Origin of the sequence: Pseudomonas sp. ITEM 17296, from assembly GCF_028895205.1 — a bacterium.
In the GTDB taxonomy this organism is placed as follows: domain Bacteria; phylum Pseudomonadota; class Gammaproteobacteria; order Pseudomonadales; family Pseudomonadaceae; genus Aquipseudomonas; species Aquipseudomonas kermanshahensis.
The window spans coordinates 376,199-395,178 of the sequence record NZ_WJRS01000001.1 but is presented as its reverse complement, the minus strand read 5'-3'; the positions used below and the strand labels follow the sequence as shown (position 1 = coordinate 395,178).

Annotated in this window: 21 protein-coding genes; 10 read left to right on the top strand and 11 right to left on the bottom strand. The window is 62.7% G+C overall.

All coding sequences use genetic code 11. The features are described 5' to 3' along the window. The first annotated feature begins 54 nt into the window (after nt 1–54). Together urtE and GIB19_RS01690 are read left to right on the top strand one after the other, a co-directional pair. On the top strand, nt 55–753 hold the full coding sequence (urtE, locus tag GIB19_RS01695) for an urea ABC transporter ATP-binding subunit UrtE (protein ID WP_027592568.1): 699 nt from the start codon (nt 55–57) through the stop codon (nt 751–753). A 31-nt stretch (nt 754–784) separates the two neighbouring features. Next, nucleotides 785–1,300 (top strand): GNAT family N-acetyltransferase, encoded by a 516-nt coding sequence (locus tag GIB19_RS01690; protein WP_099430561.1) that lies wholly within the window; start codon nt 785–787, stop codon nt 1,298–1,300. Between the two features lie 126 nt (nt 1,301–1,426). Here the strand turns inward: GIB19_RS01690 and GIB19_RS01685 are convergent, their stop codons facing one another. Both GIB19_RS01685 and cbpA read right to left on the bottom strand, forming a co-directional pair. Then, the gene (locus tag GIB19_RS01685; RefSeq protein ID WP_027592566.1) at nt 1,427–1,732 is read right to left on the bottom strand and encodes a chaperone modulator CbpM; all 306 of its coding nucleotides are present in this window, start codon (nt 1,730–1,732) and stop codon (nt 1,427–1,429) included. A gap of 2 nt (nt 1,733–1,734) precedes the next feature. Then, complete coding sequence (cbpA, locus tag GIB19_RS01680; RefSeq protein WP_099430563.1) at nt 1,735–2,691, bottom strand: curved DNA-binding protein; 957 nt, start codon at nt 2,689–2,691, stop codon at nt 1,735–1,737. A 164-nt stretch (nt 2,692–2,855) separates the two neighbouring features. On the opposite strand from cbpA, the gene GIB19_RS01675 reads away from it, so the two are divergent. Continuing rightward, nucleotides 2,856–4,127 (top strand): Hsp70 family protein, encoded by a 1,272-nt coding sequence (locus tag GIB19_RS01675; RefSeq protein ID WP_085272321.1) that lies wholly within the window; start codon nt 2,856–2,858, stop codon nt 4,125–4,127. 124 nt (nt 4,128–4,251) lie between these two features. Here GIB19_RS01675 and GIB19_RS01670 read toward each other — a convergent pair whose 3' ends face one another. The 3 genes from GIB19_RS01670 to GIB19_RS01660 form a co-directional block, all read right to left on the bottom strand. Next, a complete protein-coding gene (locus tag GIB19_RS01670; protein ID WP_027592563.1) occupies nt 4,252–5,259 on the bottom strand; it encodes an AI-2E family transporter in 1,008 nt (335 codons plus the stop codon). A gap of 71 nt (nt 5,260–5,330) precedes the next feature. Continuing rightward, nucleotides 5,331–5,615, bottom strand: a complete 285-nt coding sequence (locus GIB19_RS01665) for a PsiF family protein (RefSeq protein ID WP_027592562.1) — start codon at nt 5,613–5,615, stop codon at nt 5,331–5,333. A gap of 63 nt (nt 5,616–5,678) precedes the next feature. Continuing rightward, a complete protein-coding gene (locus tag GIB19_RS01660) occupies nt 5,679–6,467 on the bottom strand; it encodes an AraC family transcriptional regulator (RefSeq protein ID WP_274883059.1) in 789 nt (262 codons plus the stop codon). A 189-nt stretch (nt 6,468–6,656) separates the two neighbouring features. Here GIB19_RS01660 and GIB19_RS01655 point away from each other — a divergent pair, with 189 nt between their 5' ends. Further along, the gene (locus GIB19_RS01655) at nt 6,657–7,550 is read left to right on the top strand and encodes a DMT family transporter (RefSeq protein ID WP_274883057.1); all 894 of its coding nucleotides are present in this window, start codon (nt 6,657–6,659) and stop codon (nt 7,548–7,550) included. Here GIB19_RS01655 and GIB19_RS01650 read toward each other — a convergent pair. Continuing rightward, a complete protein-coding gene (locus GIB19_RS01650; RefSeq protein ID WP_274883056.1) occupies nt 7,531–8,421 on the bottom strand; it encodes an esterase/lipase family protein in 891 nt (296 codons plus the stop codon). The two genes, GIB19_RS01655 and GIB19_RS01650, sit on opposite strands and share 20 nt — an antisense overlap. Before the next feature lie 123 nt (nt 8,422–8,544). Here GIB19_RS01650 and osmE point away from each other — a divergent pair, with 123 nt between their 5' ends. Together osmE and GIB19_RS01640 are read left to right on the top strand one after the other, a co-directional pair. Further along, nucleotides 8,545–8,886: an osmotically-inducible lipoprotein OsmE gene (osmE, locus tag GIB19_RS01645; protein WP_027592558.1), complete on the top strand. Its 342-nt coding sequence runs from the start codon at nt 8,545–8,547 to the stop codon at nt 8,884–8,886. A 48-nt stretch (nt 8,887–8,934) separates the two neighbouring features. Continuing rightward, on the top strand, nt 8,935–9,465 hold the full coding sequence (locus tag GIB19_RS01640) for a ferritin-like domain-containing protein (RefSeq protein WP_027592557.1): 531 nt from the start codon (nt 8,935–8,937) through the stop codon (nt 9,463–9,465). A gap of 133 nt (nt 9,466–9,598) precedes the next feature. Here GIB19_RS01640 and GIB19_RS01635 read toward each other — a convergent pair whose 3' ends face one another. Continuing rightward, the gene (locus GIB19_RS01635; protein WP_265970196.1) at nt 9,599–11,665 is read right to left on the bottom strand and encodes an AsmA family protein; all 2,067 of its coding nucleotides are present in this window, start codon (nt 11,663–11,665) and stop codon (nt 9,599–9,601) included. A 339-nt stretch (nt 11,666–12,004) separates the two neighbouring features. Here GIB19_RS01635 and GIB19_RS01630 point away from each other — a divergent pair, with 339 nt between their 5' ends. The 4 genes from GIB19_RS01630 (at nt 12,005) to GIB19_RS01615 (ending at nt 14,680) form a co-directional block, all read left to right on the top strand. Beyond that, on the top strand, nt 12,005–12,367 hold the full coding sequence (locus tag GIB19_RS01630) for a hypothetical protein (protein WP_274883052.1): 363 nt from the start codon (nt 12,005–12,007) through the stop codon (nt 12,365–12,367). Nucleotides 12,368–12,491: 124 nt separating this feature from the next. Continuing rightward, nucleotides 12,492–13,124, top strand: a complete 633-nt coding sequence (locus GIB19_RS01625) for a TetR family transcriptional regulator (protein ID WP_027592554.1) — start codon at nt 12,492–12,494, stop codon at nt 13,122–13,124. A 130-nt stretch (nt 13,125–13,254) separates the two neighbouring features. Next, nucleotides 13,255–14,352, top strand: a complete 1,098-nt coding sequence (locus GIB19_RS01620) for an AGE family epimerase/isomerase (RefSeq protein WP_274883047.1) — start codon at nt 13,255–13,257, stop codon at nt 14,350–14,352. 73 nt (nt 14,353–14,425) lie between these two features. Further along, complete coding sequence (locus GIB19_RS01615) at nt 14,426–14,680, top strand: hypothetical protein (protein ID WP_274883045.1); 255 nt, start codon at nt 14,426–14,428, stop codon at nt 14,678–14,680. Between the two features lie 39 nt (nt 14,681–14,719). Here the strand turns inward: GIB19_RS01615 and GIB19_RS01610 are convergent, their stop codons facing one another. The 4 genes from GIB19_RS01610 to livM all read right to left on the bottom strand — a co-directional run bounded on the left by GIB19_RS01610 (nt 14,720) and on the right by livM (nt 18,978). After that, nucleotides 14,720–15,487, bottom strand: coding sequence for an SDR family oxidoreductase (locus GIB19_RS01610; protein WP_099430977.1), 768 nt, complete (start codon nt 15,485–15,487; stop codon nt 14,720–14,722). 604 nt (nt 15,488–16,091) lie between these two features. Further along, a complete protein-coding gene (locus tag GIB19_RS01605) occupies nt 16,092–16,808 on the bottom strand; it encodes an ABC transporter ATP-binding protein (RefSeq protein ID WP_027592551.1) in 717 nt (238 codons plus the stop codon). Next, nucleotides 16,805–17,680: an ABC transporter ATP-binding protein gene (locus tag GIB19_RS01600; RefSeq protein ID WP_027592550.1), complete on the bottom strand. Its 876-nt coding sequence runs from the start codon at nt 17,678–17,680 to the stop codon at nt 16,805–16,807. The genes GIB19_RS01605 and GIB19_RS01600 overlap by 4 nt, the downstream gene beginning before the upstream one ends. Further along, a complete protein-coding gene (gene livM, locus GIB19_RS01595) occupies nt 17,677–18,978 on the bottom strand; it encodes a high-affinity branched-chain amino acid ABC transporter permease LivM (RefSeq protein ID WP_027592549.1) in 1,302 nt (433 codons plus the stop codon). Before livM ends, GIB19_RS01600 begins: the two co-directional genes overlap by 4 nt. Nucleotides 18,979–18,980: the final 2 nt, after the last annotated feature.

Sequence of the window (18,980 nt, the reverse complement as noted above, 5' to 3'; positions counted from 1 at the left end):
GCTTGCCCCGCGAAGGGGCCGGTGCAGCCACAACAAAAAACTCAGGGACATGACATGCTCAAGATTGACACCCTGCACCAATACTACGGCGGCAGCCACATCCTGCGCGGCCTGTCCTTCGAGGCCAAGGTCGGCGAAGTCACCTGCCTGCTGGGCCGCAACGGCGTAGGCAAGACCACCCTGCTGCGCTGCCTGATGGGCTTGGTCGCCGCCCGCGAAGGCAGCGTCGAATGGGAAGGCAAGCCGATCACCACGCTCAAGCCCCAGCAACGGGTCCACGCCGGCATCGCCTACGTGCCCCAAGGCCGGGAAATCTTCCCGCGGCTGACCGTGGAAGAGAACCTGCTGATGGGCCTGTCGCGCTTTCCCGCCCGCGAGGCCCGCGAAGTGCCCGCCTTCATCTACGAGCTGTTCCCGGTACTGGAACAGATGAAACAACGCCGCGGCGGCGACTTGTCCGGGGGCCAACAGCAACAACTGGCCATTGGCCGTGCCCTGGCCAGCCGCCCGCGCCTGCTGATCCTCGACGAGCCCACCGAAGGCATCCAGCCCTCGGTGATCAAGGAAATCGGCGCGGTCATCCGGCGCCTGGCCGAGCGTGGCGACATGGCCATCCTGCTGGTCGAGCAGTTCTACGACTTTGCCGAGGAACTGGCCGACCAGTACTTGGTGATGGCGCGTGGCGAAATCATCCAGCGTGGGCGTGGTGAAAACATGCAAGCCGAGGGTGTACGCGGGCTGGTAACCATTTAATCTGCGCCCATCGACCTTGTGAGACGCTGCAATGAGCCACGAAATCCGCGACGCCTTGCCCGCCGACGTGCCGGGCATCCTCGACATCTACAACGACGCCGTGCGCAACACCACGGCGATTTGGAACGAGACCCCGGTGGACCTGGCCAACCGCCAGGCCTGGTTCGAGGCCAGGGCACAACAGGGCTACCCGATCCTGGTGGCGGTGGATGAGACCGGCGTGCTGGGGTATGCATCGTTCGGCGACTGGCGGCCGTTCGAGGGTTTTCGCCATACCGTCGAGCACTCGGTGTATATCCGTGGCGACCAGCGCGGCAAGGGTTTGGGGCCGGTGTTGATGGCCGCATTGATCGAGCGTGCGCGGGGCTGTGGCAAGCACGTGATGGTGGCAGCGATCGAAAGTGGCAATGCGGCGTCGGTACGCCTGCATGAGCGGCTGGGGTTCGTGGTGACCGGGCAGATGCCACAGGTGGGGGTGAAGTTTGGCCGCTGGCTGGACCTGACCTTCATGCAACTGGTGCTGAACCTGGGTGCCGATCCAACCTGAGATTGATGTTGGCTGTACTGGCCTTTTCGCGGGTGAACCCGCTCCCACAGGGACCATGCAGGGCCTGAGGCCAGTACCGTACTTGTGGGAGCGGGTTCACCCGCGAAGAGGCCGGGCCTGCAACCTTCACATCTGGATAAACCTGCCCAACCGCTGCTTCAGCATGCTGTTCTCACTGCGCAACTGCTGCACTTCCTGCAGCAGCTCCAGCGCCAGCGCCACGCCCTCCCACTCCAGCTCCAACTCTTGGTGCAGCTTCGCCGCACGCTTGGCCAACAGCGGCGCCTGATCGTCGAACAACCAATCCTCGGGCGTTCGCCCAGAGGGTTCGACGATGCCGTGTTCGACAATTTCGATCACGTAGTCGGCCGTAATATCGGCCTCCTGGCAGAGGGTGCGCATGTCCAGTTGAACGATCAAGGTGCTGCTCATGATCACTTACTCCATTGTGCCCTCGGGTTGAACGCGGCCTTCTCGGAAAGCTTGGCCCACAGTTCACGGGTAGACTCGTCGGATGCCGTCGGCATAACCACTTTGAGCTGCGCGTAGAGGTTGCCGCGCTCGCCGTGCTTGTTGGCCAGGCCCTTGCCCGGTACCCGCAGGCGTTGGCCGCTCTGGCTGTCGGGGCGGATGGTCAGGTTGATCTTGCCATCCAGGGTCGGCACCGCCACCTTGGTGCCCAGCGCAGCCTCCCACGGTGCCAACGGCACGGTGATGATCAGGTCATGACCTTCGACATCGAACAGCGGATGCGGTGCCATGCGGATGGTCAGGAACAGGTCGCCATTGGGCCCGCCGCCACTGCCCGGCGCACCCTGGCCCTTGAGGCGAATGCGCTCGCCGTCGGTCACCCCGGCAGGGATCTTGACGTTCAGGGTCTTGGTGGTGAACCCGGTGCGCTGCCCGGCGGCATTGGTTTGCGGCACCTGGAAGCTGATCTGCTTGGATTCCTTGCTCAGGGTCTCCTCAAGGAAAACCGCCAGTTCCAGCTCCACGTCCTGCCCTCGCCTGCCTGCACTGCGCTGTTGCCGGGCGCCACCAAAGGGGTTGCCCCCGCGCGCGCCAAAAATCGAGCTGAAGAAGTCGGAGAAGTCGCCGCCTTCAAAACCACCGCCCGCACCACCGCCCCGGTTTTCCCAGCCCGGCGGCGCCTGGAACGGCCGGCCATGCTGGCCGCCGTACTTGCGGATTTCGTCGAATTCGGCACGTTTCTGCGCGTCGCCCAGCACTTCGTAGGCCTCGTTGGCCTCTTTGAACTTGTCCTCGGCGTCGCGCTCCTTGCTGACATCGGGGTGATACTTGCGCGCCAGCTTGCGGTACGCGGCCTTGATCGCCTTGTCATCCGCCGTGGGCTCTACGCCGAGTATCTTGTAATAGTCTTTGAAGTCCATCTGTGGATCACCAATGTGAAATTGCGTGTTGCAACTGAAGATAGGGGTCAAGCATAGCCTTTCAAGGCCCACTTGGGATTGCTGCATGGCAGACGACTGGTCTTGATTCTCTTGCCAACTGGCATAAACTGCGCGGCCGTTTTGCCTCCGGAAGCCCTTTTCCCATGTCTGACGTATCCCCGGCCCGCGCCCTGGGCATCGACTTTGGCACCTCTAACTCCACGGTCGGCTGGCACCGCCCTGGTACTGAGTCGCTGATCGCCCTGGAAGACGGCAAGATCACCCTGCCTTCGGTGGTCTTCTTCAACATCGAGGAGCGTCGCCCGGTGTATGGTCGCCTGGCGTTGCACGAGTACCTGGAAGGCTACGAAGGCCGCCTGATGCGCTCGCTCAAGAGCCTGCTCGGCTCCAAGCTGATCAAGCATGACACCAGCGTGCTGGGCAGCGCCCTGCCGTTCAAGGACCTGCTAGGCATGTTTATCGGCGAGCTGAAAAAGCGCGCTGAAACCGCCGCCGAGCGCAGCTTCGACCAGGTGGTGCTAGGCCGCCCGGTGTTTTTCGTCGATGAAGACCCGGCCGCCGACCAGGAGGCCGAGGACACCTTGGCCGACGTGGCACGCAAGATCGGCTTCAAGGACGTGTCGTTCCAGTACGAACCGATTGCCGCAGCCTTCGACTACGAGTCGAGCATCAGCCGTGAAGAGCTGGTACTGATCGTCGATATCGGCGGTGGTACCTCCGACTTTACCCTGATCCGCCTGTCGCCCGAGCGCCACCTGGTGGCCGAACGCCAAAGCGACATTCTCGCCACCGGCGGCGTGCACATTGGTGGTACCGACTTCGACAAGCAACTGAGCCTGCAGGGCGTGATGCCGCTGTTCGGCTATGGCAGCCGGATGAAGAGCGGCGCGCTGATGCCGACCAGCTATCACCTCAACCTGGCCACCTGGCACACCATCAACGCCCTGTATTCGCAGAAGTCCCAGCTGGCCTTGGGCAACATGCGCTACGACATCGAAGACACCCTGGGCATCGACCGCCTGTTCAAGCTGATCGAACAGCGCGCCGGCCACTGGCTGGCGATGGAAGTGGAAGCCAGCAAGATCGAGCTGACCGAGCACGACAGCCGCCATATCGACCTGCGCCGGGTAGAGCCGGAGCTGACAGCGGAACTGACCCGTGCCGTGTTCGAAGCGGCGATCGAAGGCCTGCTGGAGCGCGTGCGCGGCAGCGTCAGCGAGCTGCTGAACAAGGCGGGCGTCAGCGAAGGGCAGGTGGATACCGTGTTCTTCACCGGGGGTTCGAGCGGGATCCCGGCGCTGCGTAACAGCGTGGCGGCGATGCTGCCCAATGCCCGGCATGTGGAAGGCAACATCTTCGGCAGCATTGGTAGCGGGTTGGCGATTGAGGCGCGTAAGCGGTACGGCTCGATCTGATAAACCTCTATAGCCTGCGCTGGCCTCTTCGCGGGACAAGCCCGCTCCCACAGGATCACCATTGCCGCTGTGCTGTAGGTAATCCTGTGGGAGCGGGCTCGCCCCGCGAAGAGGCCAGTACGGGTTAAACCAGCTCCACCCGCCGCAGCTCACTCTTCAGGTAGGCATAGTAGATCGGCCCCGCCACCACCCCCGGCAAGCCGAAGGCCGCCTCGAACACCAGCATCGCCAGCAACAGTTCCCACGACTTGGCACTGATCTGCCCGCCGACGATCCGCGCGTTGAGGAAATACTCGACCTTGTGGATGACGATCAGATAGCCCAACGCCGCCAGCGCCACCCAGATCGACAACGACAACCCGACAATGGTGATCAGGGTGTTGGACATCAGGTTGCCGATCACCGGCAGCAGCCCGAGCAGGAAGGTCAGCACGATCAGCGTCTTGGTCAGCGGCAGGTGCACGCCGAACAGCGGCAGCACCACGGCCAGGAAGATGCCGGTGAAGGTGGTGTTGAGCAGCGAAATCTTGATCTGCGCGAAGACAATGTTACGAAACGCCTGCACCAGCAGGTTCAGGCGTTCGAACAGCGCTGCCGCCAACGGCTTGCGCCGCGAGATGTCAGGGATGCGCTGCAGGGCAACGATGGCGCCGAGGATCATGCCGATCAGCAAGGTGACGAACATGTGCGCCATGCCCTTGCCCACCAGTTGCAGCTCACCCAGGTGGCTTTTGAGCCAGTCCCCGATGGCCACTTTGAACTCGGCGGCACTGGCCGGCAGGTAGCCTTCGATGAACGGCGGCAACTGCCCACGGGCTCGCTCGACCAGGGCCATGAACTTGTCCAGCGAAGCCCCGGGGTTTTCTGCCTCGTGCAGCAGGAAGCTGAACGCGCCGGCGATCAGCAGGGTCAGGGTGGTGACCACCAACGTGCCGAGCAGGGCCACGGCCAGCCAACGCGCACGTTGCCCGGCGATCAGCGGCTGCAACCGTGGCGTCAGCATGTTGACCAGTTCGAACACCAGCAAACCGGCTAACAGGCTCGGCAGCAACTTCAGGGGCAACGCCAGCAATAGGCCGGCAAACACGATGATCCAGCTGGCCAGGGTGACCTGGCGGGGGGTGAAAGTCATACAGCCTCAGGGGCAGACAACGGAAAAGACCCGCAGTCTGCCAGCCTTCGTCCTACAGGCATAGGCGCAGGTCATTTCTTCTTCAGGCAGTCGCTCATGAACGCTTTGCGCTCATCACCCTTGAGTGCCTTGGTGCTGGCGTCGGCGTTGCAGGTCTTCATCTTTTCCTGCTGGGTGGCAGGCACGCTCTTCTTCAGGCAGTTGCTCATGAACGCCTTGCGTTCGTCGCCCTTGAGCGCCTTGGCGGTGGCGTCGGCGTTGCACGAGGTCATCTTTTCCTGTTGCGCGGTGGCGGCGAACCCTTGCGCGCTGAACAACACAGCCAACACCAGCAGTGGCATTTGCAACAGCTTCATGGAGTGGTCTCCCTGTTTCCGCGCCCGATGCGCGGTGGTGCCACTGAGTGTAGACAAGAATTTTTACAGCTCAGCCCGCGACTGGCGCCGGTATTGCTCCGGCGTGCAGTGGGCCTGGCGCTGGAACATGGCGATGAAGGCCGAGCCGCTGCTGTAGCCAAGGTCGAAGGCAATGGCCTGAATCGGCAAGCCCGCTTCCAGCGCCTCGATGGCGCGTAAAAAGCGCAGGCGCAGGCGCCATTCACCGAAACTGATGCCCAGTTCGCGAAGAAACTGGCGGGCCAGGGTGCGTTCGCTGACATGCACCTGCGCGGCCCAGTCGGCCAGCGGGCGGTTGTCACCCGGGGCGAGGCTCAAAGCGTCGAGCACCTGGCCCAGGCCCTCGCTGCGGGCGAAGGGCAGGTAGCAGGTTTGGGTCGGGGCCAGCAGCAACTGGTCGAGCAGTACCTGCACCAGGCGCTGGTCGCGTTCATCTTGCGCCACCTTCAGGTCACGCCGGGCGAAGTCGCCAAGGATGGCCTTGAGGATGTCGCTGATGACCAGGCTGCACGGTTGTTGCGGCAGGTCGGCGCACAGGCTGCGCGCCAGGTAGACCGAGCGGTAGACGATGGCCTGGGGGTTGTAACAGCCATGCTCGGTGCCCGGCGGCACCCAGACGGCGTAGTGCGGCGGCGAGAGAAAGCGCTGCCCTTCGACGTCCAGGTGCATGACACCGTGGGCCGCGTAGTTCAGTTGGCCCCAGGCGTGGCGGTGTGGCGCGCTGTGGGTGTCGGCGCCAAATTCGTCATGGCGGAAGTACACCGGCGCCGGGAGTTGGTCGAAACCGGGGATGTCGAGGTATTTGCGCGGCATGCTGTCTGCTTCAAAGGGTGGGTTGTCTGGATACAAGTATAGGCTTGCGGACAGACAGCGGATAATAGCGGGCTATCGGGGCCTGTTGTGCAGGCCTTCGCGGGCAAGCCCGCTCCTACAGGTACAGCGCTGCCTGCAAACTGCGCGCTGCAAAGCAGGCCCAACCTTGCCAAACCGAGTAACCGCGACATGAACTACACCTTCCCCCTGCTCGCCATCCTCATCTGGGCTGGCAACACCGTCGTCACCAAGCTGTCGGCCGGTGCCATCCACCCTGCCGAGATCGGCTTCTATCGCTGGCTGCTGGCCGGCCTGCTGTTCACCCCCTTCCTGCTACCGGCCGTGTGGCGCAACCGCGCCGCCATCCGCCCGCACCTGGGCAAAGTCTTCGTTCTCGGCGTGCTGGGCATGGCCCTGTACCAGAGCCTGGCGTACTTCGCCGCCAGCATCACCAGCGCCACCAACATGGGCATCATCCTCTCGCTGATGCCGTTGATGTCGCTGGCCCTGTCCATCGCCTGGCTCGGCCAGCGCCTGACCTTCGGCGCCTTGATCGGCGCCCTGGTGTCGTTTTTCGGCGTGCTCGAGGTGGTCTCCGCCGGCCACCCCGGGGCGCTGCTGGAACAGGGCCTGAACAGCGGCGACCTGCTGATGCTGGTGGCCACCCTGGCCTACGCGCTGTACAGCTTCCTGCTGAAGAAATGGCAATTGCGCCTGCCGCCCTTGCAGCTGCTATACCTGCAGGTGCTGGTGGCTATCATCGTGCTGCTGCCGTTGTTCCTGCTGTCGGACAAGACCGGCCTGAACGCCCACAACGTCGGCCTGGTGCTGTACGCCTGCGTGCTGGCTTCGATGATCGCGCCGCTGGTATGGATGCAGGCCGTGCACCGCTTGGGGCCAAGCCGTACCACGCTGTTCTTCAACCTGCTGCCGCTGGTCACCGCGCTGATCGCCGCCGTGGTGCTGGATGAACAACTGGCCCGCTATCACCTGCTCGGCGGCCTGCTGACCCTGGCCGGGGTGATCCTTGCCGAACGCTGGACCACACCGGTGCGCCGCCGCGTCATAGCCCCGCAGCTTTGAGCCGGGCGGCGTGTTCGGTGAACAGCCGCACCGGTTCGGCGCCCTTGCCGACTGCCCCCAGCGACTGGTTGACGATGTCCAGGTGATCGAGCGGGTAGTCATCGCCGATCACCTGCCCCAGGTGCGAGCTGAAACGCCCGACCATGCCGTCGCAATGGCCCTTTTCCTTGACGAAGCTGCGGGCGAACAAGCGGCAGAAGCGGTTGCTGCCGTCAAAGCGGTTTCGCCCTTGGTCAGTCAGGCCAGGCTGCAAGGTGCCTGACCAGGAGTAGTAGCGCACGCCGTTGACCTGCGCGGGCCCTTCACCGCCCCAGGTGTCGGGCAGGCCCTGTGGATAAGCCTGGTTGAACAGCGCCACCCCGGCGCTGGTCAGCGACTGGTGCGAGGCGTGTACATCGATGGGCAGCGGGTCGCGCCGCCAGCCGGTTTCCAGCCACACCAGCAGCACGGCCACGCCATGCAGCACCGCCTTGAGCATGCGCCCTTGGGGTGAATCGCCAGGCGCTGTGCGTTCCAGGTGGTCAGCCAGTTCGGAGCCATGGTTGGGCCCCGCCACCGACGTCACCGAAGCTACCCGGTCGGGCCTTTTGGCGGCCGCATAGCGCGCATCCAAGGCGCCTTGGCTGTGTCCGATAAGGTTGACCTTGGCCGCGCCGCTGCGCTGGCAGATGCCTTCGATGATCGCCAGCAACTGCTCGCCGCGCACTTCGCTGGAATGCAACGGCGACACCTGCACGGCATGCACCTGCGCGCCGCCCTTGCGCAAGGCCGGCACGATCCCGAACCAGTAAGGATAAAGCAGTACCCGCACGAAGCCGAGCATGCCCGGCACCAGCACCACAGGGTATCGCGTAGCCAGTTCCTGCCCCATTGCCCTGCCCCTCTCCGTGGACGACGGCCCACACTACAGCGGCTTCGATGACCATCGCAATCGAACTCCTGGCGCGCCGTGCGGTTCCAAACCAGAACAGACCCTTGAGCAAGGAGCGGGACCATGTACAAGCAGACCCTGGCAATCCTTCTGGCCAGTGCAACCCTGGCCGCCTGCGGCAGCCGCCCGGAAAACCCGGTGGATTACGTCACCTACCGTGACGAACCGTTGGTCAAGCAGGTCGAGCACGGCATGACCATGCAGAAGGTCATTGCCATCGGCGGCAGCCCGTCGAACGTGATCGACCTGCCGCACGGGGGCACCTGCAACGACTACATCCTCAACCGCGACGGCAAGCAGCAGCCCTACTACGTGCGTTTCGACGCCACCGGGCATGTCGACGCCAAGGGCTTCAAGACGTGCAAACAACGACAAGAGGACAGCGACGCCGTCCACGGCGCGTGAGCCTTCGTTACCACTTGACCCCCCGTCCTGATTCGTTTGGAGATAACCATGAGCAACGTTGAACTGACCGATGTGAAAACCCTGCGCGAACGTGCCCGTCAGCACGTGGAGCAAGGCGCGGTGACCGAGGGTTACCACGCCGACCGTACCGAGATCCTGCGCCTGCTCAATGAGTCGCTGGCCACTGAACTGGTCTGCGTGCTGCGTTACAAGCGTCACTACTTCATGGCCAGCGGTATCAAGGCCAGCGTGGCAGCCGAAGAGTTTCTGGAGCATGCCAACCAGGAAGCCGAGCATGCCGACAAGTTGGCCGAGCGGATTGTCCAGCTGGGTGGCGAGCCGGACTTCAACCCGGACAACCTGACCAAGAATTCCCATGCCCAGTACGTGGCAGGTAGCAACTTGAAAGAAATGGTGCTGGAAGACCTGGTGGCCGAGCGCATTGCGATCGACAGCTACCGCGAGATCATTCAGTACATTGGTGATAGCGACCCGACCACGCGCCGTATTTTTGAAGACATCCTGGCGCAGGAAGAAGAGCACGCGGACGATATGTCCGATCTGTTGCAAGGGCTGTAATCGCACGGGCTGCGTTGCAGCCCGTTCGCGGCACAAGGCCGCTCCCACAGGTTCACCGCACAGTCCAGGCTTTGCGGAGCACTTGTGGGAGCGGCCTTGTGCCGCGAATGGGCCGCAAAGCGGCCCCCTTCACTCATTTCTTGCCTTTCACCTCAGTCGGCGCCTTGCCCGCCCTCATCTGCTGCAACAACGGTGTGCACTGATTAGGCTCATCCCCACTGCTCGGCGCGATCAATGCCAGCAACCCCGCCGCCGGCCCCGCGACCACTCCTAACGCCACCATCCCCGCGCCACGCAACGCCAATGGCACTGCCTGCACCCCGGCACTGGGCTTGGCAAACGGCCCGCGCACGTACAAAGGCGAACGCAGCGAGAACAGCCGCAGCCCTTTCGACTCTGGGGTGATTTTCAGGTCAAGCTGCTCGCTGGCAAAGTTCGCCGTGCCGTTGATGTAGATGATCGCGTTCTCGGTATCGAAGATGAACAGGCGTGTCGTCGCCAGCCCATCCTTGATGCCGACATCGGCCGCCGCGCAGTTGATCTGCACGTCCTCGTCACCGAACAACTTGCCAATCACGTAGTTGCCCACGTTCAGCCCGGCGATTTCCATCAGGCTGCGGCTCACTGCACCATCGTTGATCAACATGCGCAGGTCGCCATTGGCCGTGCCCAGCAGTGCCGCCACCGAGTTGCCGCGGCCGGTGATGTCGGCATCGCCGTTCAGCTCGCCAAAACTGGTCTGCATCGGTGCGAAGGTGGGGAACAGTTGCTTGAGCTTGAAGCCCCGCGCAGTCAGCTGTGCCCGGCCTTGCAAGGGTACGCTACGGCCATCCAGGCGGATCCTGGAAGCCAGGTTGCCGCCGGCCACGCCAAAGCGCAGCGGTGCCATGCGCAGCAGGCCGTCTTCGAGAATCACGTGGGCAGACAGGTCGTTGAACGGCAATTGCTCACTGTGGACGATGCGCTTGCCGGCAAATTCGACGTCGGCGTCCATGGCGCGCCAACGGTCGGTGCGAAATTCCTCCACCGGCAGCACTTTACCCGTCGGCTGCTTGCTGGCCCCGCCGCGGGCTTTCTGCTCCGCGTTGGAATCGGCACCGATCAGCGGCGCCAGGTCCTTGAACAACAGCTGGTTGGAAACCAGCTTGCCAGAGAGTTTGGGCCGTGGCTGGCTGGCCACGAAGGCCAAGTCGCCGTGGATGTCGCTGTCGCCGATCTTGCCATTGAACCCTTGGTAATTGAACGTGGCGCCTTGCTCGGCATGCAGGTTGGCGCTGAGGTGGCCGTCGGTGGCATAAGCCGGGGTGTCCGGCAGGGTCACGCCGGTCAACGGGTAAAGGTTGCCCAGGCTATTGCCGGACAGGCGCAGGCGCAGGTCGAGCGCGCCAAGGTTGCGCGGGTCGGTCAGGGTACCGGCAAGCACCACGTGGGTATCCGCAATGCGCACATCGGCCTGCAACGGGAACGGTTGGCTGGCGTCCTGCAGCGCCAGCAGGCCACCGATCTTGCCGGTGCCGGACACTGGCTGGCCCTTGTAGCGGCCTTGGGCCTTGAAGCCGAACGCATAGTCCTGAGCGCCGCCGGTTTTTTCGGCACGCGCCTTGCCGACGATGTCGCTGAACGGGATCGGCTTGCCCAGCGGGTCGACCTGCACCTTCATGCTGGTCTTCAGGGTCTGGTCATCAAGGCTGACGTTGCCTTGGTCAAAACCGATCGCCCCGATGTCCAACTGCCATTTCGAGGGTTCCGCGTTTTCGTCTTTGGGGCCGAAGTCAAAGGTCCAGTTAGCGCGTCCGTCGGCCAGGCGAGTGAGGCTGGCCGTCGGTTTGGTCAGGTTGATGCGGGGGATGACAATCTGCTGGAACACCAGCGGCAGCGGCGCCAGGCGGAACTCCACCCGCTCGAGGCCAACCATTTTCGGCTCCTTGAGCCAATCGGGGTTGCCCAAGGTCAGGTCCTCGGCAATGAAGTGCGGCCAGGGCACCCACGCGCGCCAACCACCTTCTTCAGGTTCGGTCCGCCACTGCACGGCAAGGTTGCCATTGATCGCGAACGGCCGGTGCAGGGCTTCGGATACCTTCTCGTTGAGCAACGGCTTGACGCGGTTCCAGTCGAAGGTGGCGATTACCACCACCAGTATCGCCACGAGGGTCAACAGGGTGGCAAGGGTCCAGACGAGGATTCTGGCGGGTCGCGTCATTGCGTGATTCTCCTGACGGCATGGCACAAAGCGGGCGCCGATGGCACTCATTAACTCGGACTGATGAAAACCCGCTGGGTTTTATCCGTGGCGCCATGATAGCGAAGTTTTTCCTGGCTTCTTGTTCAGCATTTGCGCTGGGCAAAGGCGTTACCCTGGCCCTAAAGCGTGAAGCCAAAAAGCCATCACTCAACTCAAGACACTTGCACTAGAGCCTTCACCAGCCTCTATCAATGCTGTCGATTGTTACCATTATCCTTATGAACTTTTCTCTGGCGTTCCCGGGCGTAGCATTGGCTCCGTACCCACTTTCCAGCCCCCCAGAGGAGCACCGAAATCATGAAACGCCACCTGCTGACCCTGACCTTGTCCCTGCTTGCTGCCAACGCGTTCGCCCTGCCGGCCGCTGAACAGCACCTGACCGCCGAATCGCGTTCCAGCGCCGCAGAAATCGCCCAGCCTCTGAAAACCGTTGCCGAAGGCGGTTCGGATCGCTTGATCGAACGCACTGGCCGCGTAGCCGAAGGTGGCTCCGACCGCCTGATCGAACGCACTGGCCGGGTTGCCGAAGGTGGCTCTGATCGCCTGATCGAGCGTGCTGGCCAAGTCGCCGAAGGCGGTGCCGACCGTTTGATCGAACGCAGTGGCCGCGTAGCTGAAGGTGGCTCGGATCGCCTGGTTGAACTCAGCCGTGTGAGCTGATCGCCATGGCCGAAAAGAACAACCTGCAGCACATTGCCTGCTCACCTCCAAGCCCGGTCCATTGACCGGGCTTCGTTTTTTTAACTAGAGTGCCCAGCCTCGACCGACACAGAATCCTGCCCCCATGCTGCCGCGCGCCGAACAGAAGCTACAGACCCGCCAGGCCCTGCTTGATGCCGCCTGCCAGCTCATGGAGAGTGGCCGTGGTTTCGGCAGCATCAGCCTGCGCGAAGTGGCGAAAACGGCGGGTATCGTACCGACCGGTTTCTACCGGCATTTCCCCGACATGGACGCACTGGGCCTGGCCTTGGTGGCCGAGGTCGATACCACCTTCCGCCAGACCATCCGCCTGGTGCGCCAGAACGAATTCGAGTTTGGTGGCATTACCGACGCCTCGGTACGCATCTTCCTCGACGTGGTCGCCGCCCACCGCGCCCAGTTCCTGTTCCTGGCCCGTGAGCAATACGGGGGCTCGCAGGCGGTCCGCCAGGCGATTGCCCGCCTGCGCCAGGACATCAGCGACGACCTGGCCACCGACCTGGCGCGCATGAAGCGCTGGCAGCACCTGGACGCTGCGGCACTGGCGGTGATGGCCGACCTGGTGGTGAAGACCGTGTTTGCTACCCTGCCGGAGCTGATCGACAGCCCCGACGCGGGTTATCCACAGGCCCTGACCGCGCAGGAAAAGATCACCCAGCAGCTACGCTTCATCTTCGTCGGCGCACGCCATTGGCAAGGCTTGGGTAACCCGAGCTGATCTGTTGGCTACACGGGCCTCTTCGCGGGCACCTGTGGGAGCGGGCTTGCCCGCGAAGAGGCCCGTCTAAACAACCCAAAACCCCAGTTCTGCTACCATGGCGCACTGCCCGATTGTGACGAGCGCTTTCATGTCCGACCCCCGCCCCACTCCGCCCGAACTGGCCCGCTTCAACCAGCACTTCGCCGAGCGTATCGTGCCGCTGTGGCAAGGCCCGGGCTGGAACGACGAAATGGCCCTGCCCTTCGAAGCCCTGGACGCCCAGCACCGGCCATTGCCCGTGCAACGCTACCGGGCGATGGCCTGCGCTCGCCAACTGTACCTGTTCAGCAGCCGCATCGAGCAACCCGGCGCGGCAGCGCGAGCGGCGGCGTTGTTCCGTTCGTTGCAGCGGCATTTTCACGATGCCGAGCACGGTGGCTGGTTCTACAGCATCGATGCCGAAGGCAAGCCGCTGGACCGCCGCAAAGACCTCTACACCCATGCGTTCATCGTGTTTGCCTGCGCCCATTACTGGGGCAAGGTTCGCGAGAGCCTGGTGGAGTCTGCACTGAACGCTGCGCTGGAAATCGTCAGCGAGCAGTTCGCCCGCGACGACGGCTTGTACGAGGCGAGCCTCGGTGAAGACTGGTCCGACCTGGGTAGCGGCCCGCTGCAGAATCCACAGATGCACCTGGCCGAAGCGTTCCTGCAGGTGCTTGCCGTGCGTGAGGATGAAGGCGTGCAGCAGGCCCTGCTGCACCTGTGCGAGGCCCTGCAGGCGCAGTTCATCGAACCGCAGCATGGCCTGATGCTGGAAAAGCCAAACGGCGCTGTGGATAACTGGTTCGAACCGGGTCATCAGTTCGAGTGGTTCTACCTGCTGGATACCTCGCCCCTGCTACGTGGCACGCCACTGCATGGCTCCATTGCCCGCGCCTTCGAATACGCCGAGCAGTACGGGGTTAAAGATTCGGCCGTGCTGGCGATGCTCGCGGTGGACGGCAAGGTGCTCGACGCCACCCAACGGATCTGGGCCCAGGCGGAGTACCTGCGGGCGCTGGCGTTGCGGTCAGGGAATGAGGCGAAACTGGCTGCGCAGTTGCAGGCGATGGAGCAGCGATTCCTGCATGACGGCGGCTGGTATGAGTGCCGAGATGGCGAGGGTGCGGTTAGCCGGCATGACATGCCTTCCACTACGCCTTATCACTTGGCAACTTGCCTGGAAGGCCTTCAGCGCTTGCAATGACCTGACATTTTTACCAGTTTCCGTTCTCGTGACTCGTTGATAGCGTAAGGACTCCATTGATAGGAGTTCGGCCATGAGCAATGAAACGCTGAAGGCTCACTTTGAAAAGCAAATTGCTGCTACCGAAAAGGATGTCGCGACCTCGAAGCTTGAGAAGAACAAGCTGCTCCACGAGCAAAAGCTGGGCCTGCTTTCAAGCCTGCTGAGGTATGCCGAGGGGCACCCGACCAGAGAAGATGCCATGCTCGCTGATGTCGTCAACGATATGCTGCAAGCCTTGCAGCTTCTCGATTCAGACAAAACCTTCCGCGACCACAGAAAGCCGTGAAGCAGCATGGGCAGGCTATTTACCCGCCCATGCTGCTGATCAGCCCTTGACCGACCGGTCGATCGAGAACCCCGCCCAGTCCTGGCTCACCGGCATCAGCTCCAGGCTGTTGATGTTGATGTGCGCCGGCTGGTTGAGAATCCAGAAGATGGTCTCGGCAATATCCTGCGGCTGGATCGGCTCGGCACCTGCGTAGGTGGCGTCGTACTTGGCCTGGTCGCCACCGAAACGCACCAGCGAGAACTCGCTCTCGCACAGCCCCGGCTCGATGTTGCTGACGCGCACGCCCGTGCCGCGCAGGTCGCAACGCAGGCTCAGCGAGAACTGCCCGACGAACGCCTTGGTGCCGCCATACACGTTGCTGCCCGGGTACGGATAATTGCCCGCCACCGAGCCGACGTTGAGGATTGACGCACCACGCCCGTGGGCGATCAACCGGGGCAGCAGCAAGCGCGTGGTGTACATCAGGCCCTTGATGTTGGTGTCGACCATGGTCTCCCAGTCGTCCAGGCTGCAGTTCTGCGCCGCATCCACACCCAGGGCCAGGCCAGCGTTGTTGACCAGGCCACGCAGTTTATCGAACCCAGGCGGCAGGTTACCGATGGCCGCCTCCATGGCTTTGCGGTCGCGCACATCGAGCACCAGCCCGTGCACCTCGGTCTGGGCTGACAGTTCTGCGCACAGCGCATCCAGGCGCTCCTTGCGGCGACCGGTGAGTATCAGCTTCCAGCCGGCCTGTGCAAAACGTCGGGCGGTGGCCTCGCCGAAACCGGAAGTCGCGCCAGTGATGAATACGGTGGACGTCATGCTGTGTTCCTCGCTGTGGATTATTTTCGGCAGGGTTTGCAGCATGCCTTCGTACCACGCAGGCAGCAAGCCATTGAAGCCATTGGTCAAAAAATGATCATACCTGCCAAAGCCGCGTAGCAGAGGGCTTCGCGCCAGCTATGCGCACGTTATCCACAAGGCTTTCCCCACGGATTGGGGGCAACTTATCGAGTTCGCGGAACCCTTTCAGCGATCCACCGTCGGTGGATATCTCTGAGGTGATGGCGCAAGGCTTTCAACCATGCCGCTTGCAGCGGTCTGTCCAAGGTTTTTGCACAGACTTACCCACAGGTTTTACAAGGCCTCGAATGCAGCAGCCTGTGAGTAAAAAACCGTGAAAAATCATCCACAAGGGCAAAGCGATCAAAAAATGATCAACACCCTGCAAGGCATGAATACAAAGGGCTGTAGCGAGGTGCACCCATGTTTTCCACAGGCGGCTCCACATTATCCGTGGGTAAAACAAGGCTGTGGAAACAATGGCTTGCGATGGGTTTTTGGAGAGGCTGAAGAAGGGTGTGCGACAAGTTGTCCACATTCGGCTTGAAGCACTGGGGCCACTATGCGGCCCCAGTGTTACCACTCAGTGCCCGCCCAAATAGGCGCTGCGCACTTCTTCGTTCACCAACAACTCCTGGCCGGTGCCCGTCATGCGGATCTGCCCGTTGACCATCACATACGCCCGGTCCGACAACTTCAGCGCATGGTTGGCGTTCTGCTCAACGAGGAAGATGGTCATCCCCGTCTTGGCCAACTCACGCAAGGTGGCGAAGATCTGCTTGACCACGATCGGCGCCAGCCCCAGCGAGGGCTCATCGAGCAGCAACAGCTTCGGCCGGCTCATCAACGCGCGGGCGATGGCGAGCATCTGCTGCTCGCCCCCCGACATGGTCATGGCCCGCTGGGTGCGCCGCTCCTTCAGCCGCGGGAACAGCTCGTACATCCGCTCCATGTCCTCCTTGGCGTATTTGTCGCCAATCGGGATGGTGCCCATCATCAGGTTTTCCTCGACGGTCATGTCGGGGAACACCCGCCGCCCCTCAGGTGATTGCGCAATACCGTTGGAAGCGATGTAGTGCGACGACTTGCGGGTGATGTCTGTCCCCCGGTAAACGATGTGCCCCGAAGACGCGCGCGGCTGGCCGAAAATCGACATTAGCAAGGTCGACTTGCCGGCACCGTTGGCACCGATCAGGCTCACCGTCTCGCCTTCGTTGATGTGCATCGACACCTTCTTCAGGGCCTGGATCGGCCCGTAGAACACATCCAGTTCCTTCAGCTCGAGAATGGGTGCACTCATACCAGTTCCTCTTCGTCTGCACCCAGGTAGGCGGCAATCACCGTCGGGTTGTTGCGGATTTCCTGTGGCGCGCCTTCGGCGATCACGTTGCCATGGTCAAGCACGACGATATGGTCGGAAATGCTCATGACCATGCCCATGTCGTGTTCGATCAGCACCACGGTGATGTCGTGCTCGTCACGCAGCACGCGGATCATGCCACTGAGCGCCTCGGTTTCCTGCGGGTTGAGGCCGGCAGCCGGTTCGTCCAGGCAGATGATCTTCGGCCGTGTGCACATGGCCCGGGCGATTTCCAGGCGACGCTGCTGGCCATAAGACAACTCACCGGCCAAGCGGTTGGCGCAATCGACCAGGTCGACCACCTCCAGCCAATAGAACGCATGGTCGAGGGCATCGCTCTCGGCCTTGCGGTAGGCCTTGGTGTTGAGCACCCCGGCCAGCAGGTTGCGGTTGACCCACATGTGCTGGGCCACCAACAGGTTTTCCACCACCGACATTTCCTTGAACAGGCGAATGTTCTGGAAGGTCCGGGCGAGGCCGGCGCGGTTCACCAGGTGGGTGCCGCCGAACATCTTGTAGTACAGGCGGTTGGCAAAGCGCGCGGGCGAAACGAAGTCCGTTGCCTGGAAGCGCTCGCCGAGCAACTGGATGACGTTGGTCTGGCTGCCGCGCACGTTCAGTTCGATACGCCCGCCGCTGGCTTTGTAGAAGCCGGTCAGGCAGTTGAACACCGTGGTCTTGCCCGCACCGTTGGGGCCGATCAGCGCGAAGATCTGGTTGCGCCGGACCTTGAGGCTTACGTCACTCAGCGCCTTGATGCCGCCAAACTGCATCATCAGGTTGTCGACCGACAGAATGATATCGTCGTTCATGGCGCCACTCCTTTACGCGGGACCACACCGGTACGGCTGATGCGGATCAGCCCACGCGGTCGCCAGATCATCATCAACACCATCAATACGCCAAACAGCAGCACGCGGTACTCGGAGAAGCTACGCAGCAGCTCTGGCGCAACGGTCAGCACGAACGCTGCGATCACCACACCGACGGTCGAGCCCATGCCACCCAATACGACGATGGCGAGGATCAAGGCCGACTCGAAGAAGGTGAACGACGACGGGTTGACGAAGCCCTGGTACGTGGCGAAGAACACGCCCGCCAGGCCCGCGGTGGAAGCCCCCAGGGTGAACGCAGAGAGCTTGACCAGCACGTGGTTCAGGCCCATCGAGCGGCAGGCGATCTCGTCTTCACGCAGGGCTTCCCAGGCGCGGCCGACCGGCATGCGGGTCAACCGGTGCTTGATGTACAGCACTGCCAGCACCACCAGGAACAGCACGGCGTAGATGAACACGAACTTCAGGTTGGCGTTGTAATCGATGCCAAGAAACTCATGGATCGGCACCCCACCGTCCTTGGCCCGGCGGCCGAATTCCAGGCCAAAGAAGGTCGGCGACGGTGCCGGCATGCCGTTCGGGCCACCGGTGAACGACAGCCAGTTGTTCAGCACCAGGCGGATGATCTCGCCAAAGCCCAGGGTCACGATCGCCAGGTAGTCACCGTGCATGCGTAACACCGGGAAGCCGAGTATGCACCCCGCCAGCGCCGCCGCGATCGCCGCCAGCGGCAGCACGCTCCAGAAGCCCAGGCCCAGGTACTGGTAGCCCAACGCCAGGCCGTAGGCGCCGATGGCGTAGAACGCCACGTAACCCAGGTCGAGCAGGCCCGCCAGGCCGACCACGATGTTCAGGCCAAGGCCCAGCAACACATAGATCAGGCCGAGGATGACCACGGTCAGCAGGTACTTGTTGGCAAAGATTGGGAAGACGATGGCAATCACCACCAGCGCCGGGATGATGTAGCGCAGCCGCGACTTGTAGTCCGGCGCGTTCACATGCACGCCCGAGCCACCGTTGTCGAAGCCTTGGAGCATGCGCCGCCCGGCGCCCGTCTGCAGGTACAGGCTGAGCAGGAAGCGTCCGACCATCACCCCGCCAACCAGCCACGCCACGCGGCGGGGTTCGGCATTGAAGCTGTAGCCGTCGAGCACCACGCCGACGACCGGGCCAAAGACAATGAGCGCCAGCAGGCCGGCGACGAAGGTCTCCAGCAGGCTGCGTTTGAGGTCGAAACCATGGGTTTCGGAAACAGGGGCAGTTTTGGCAGTGGACATGT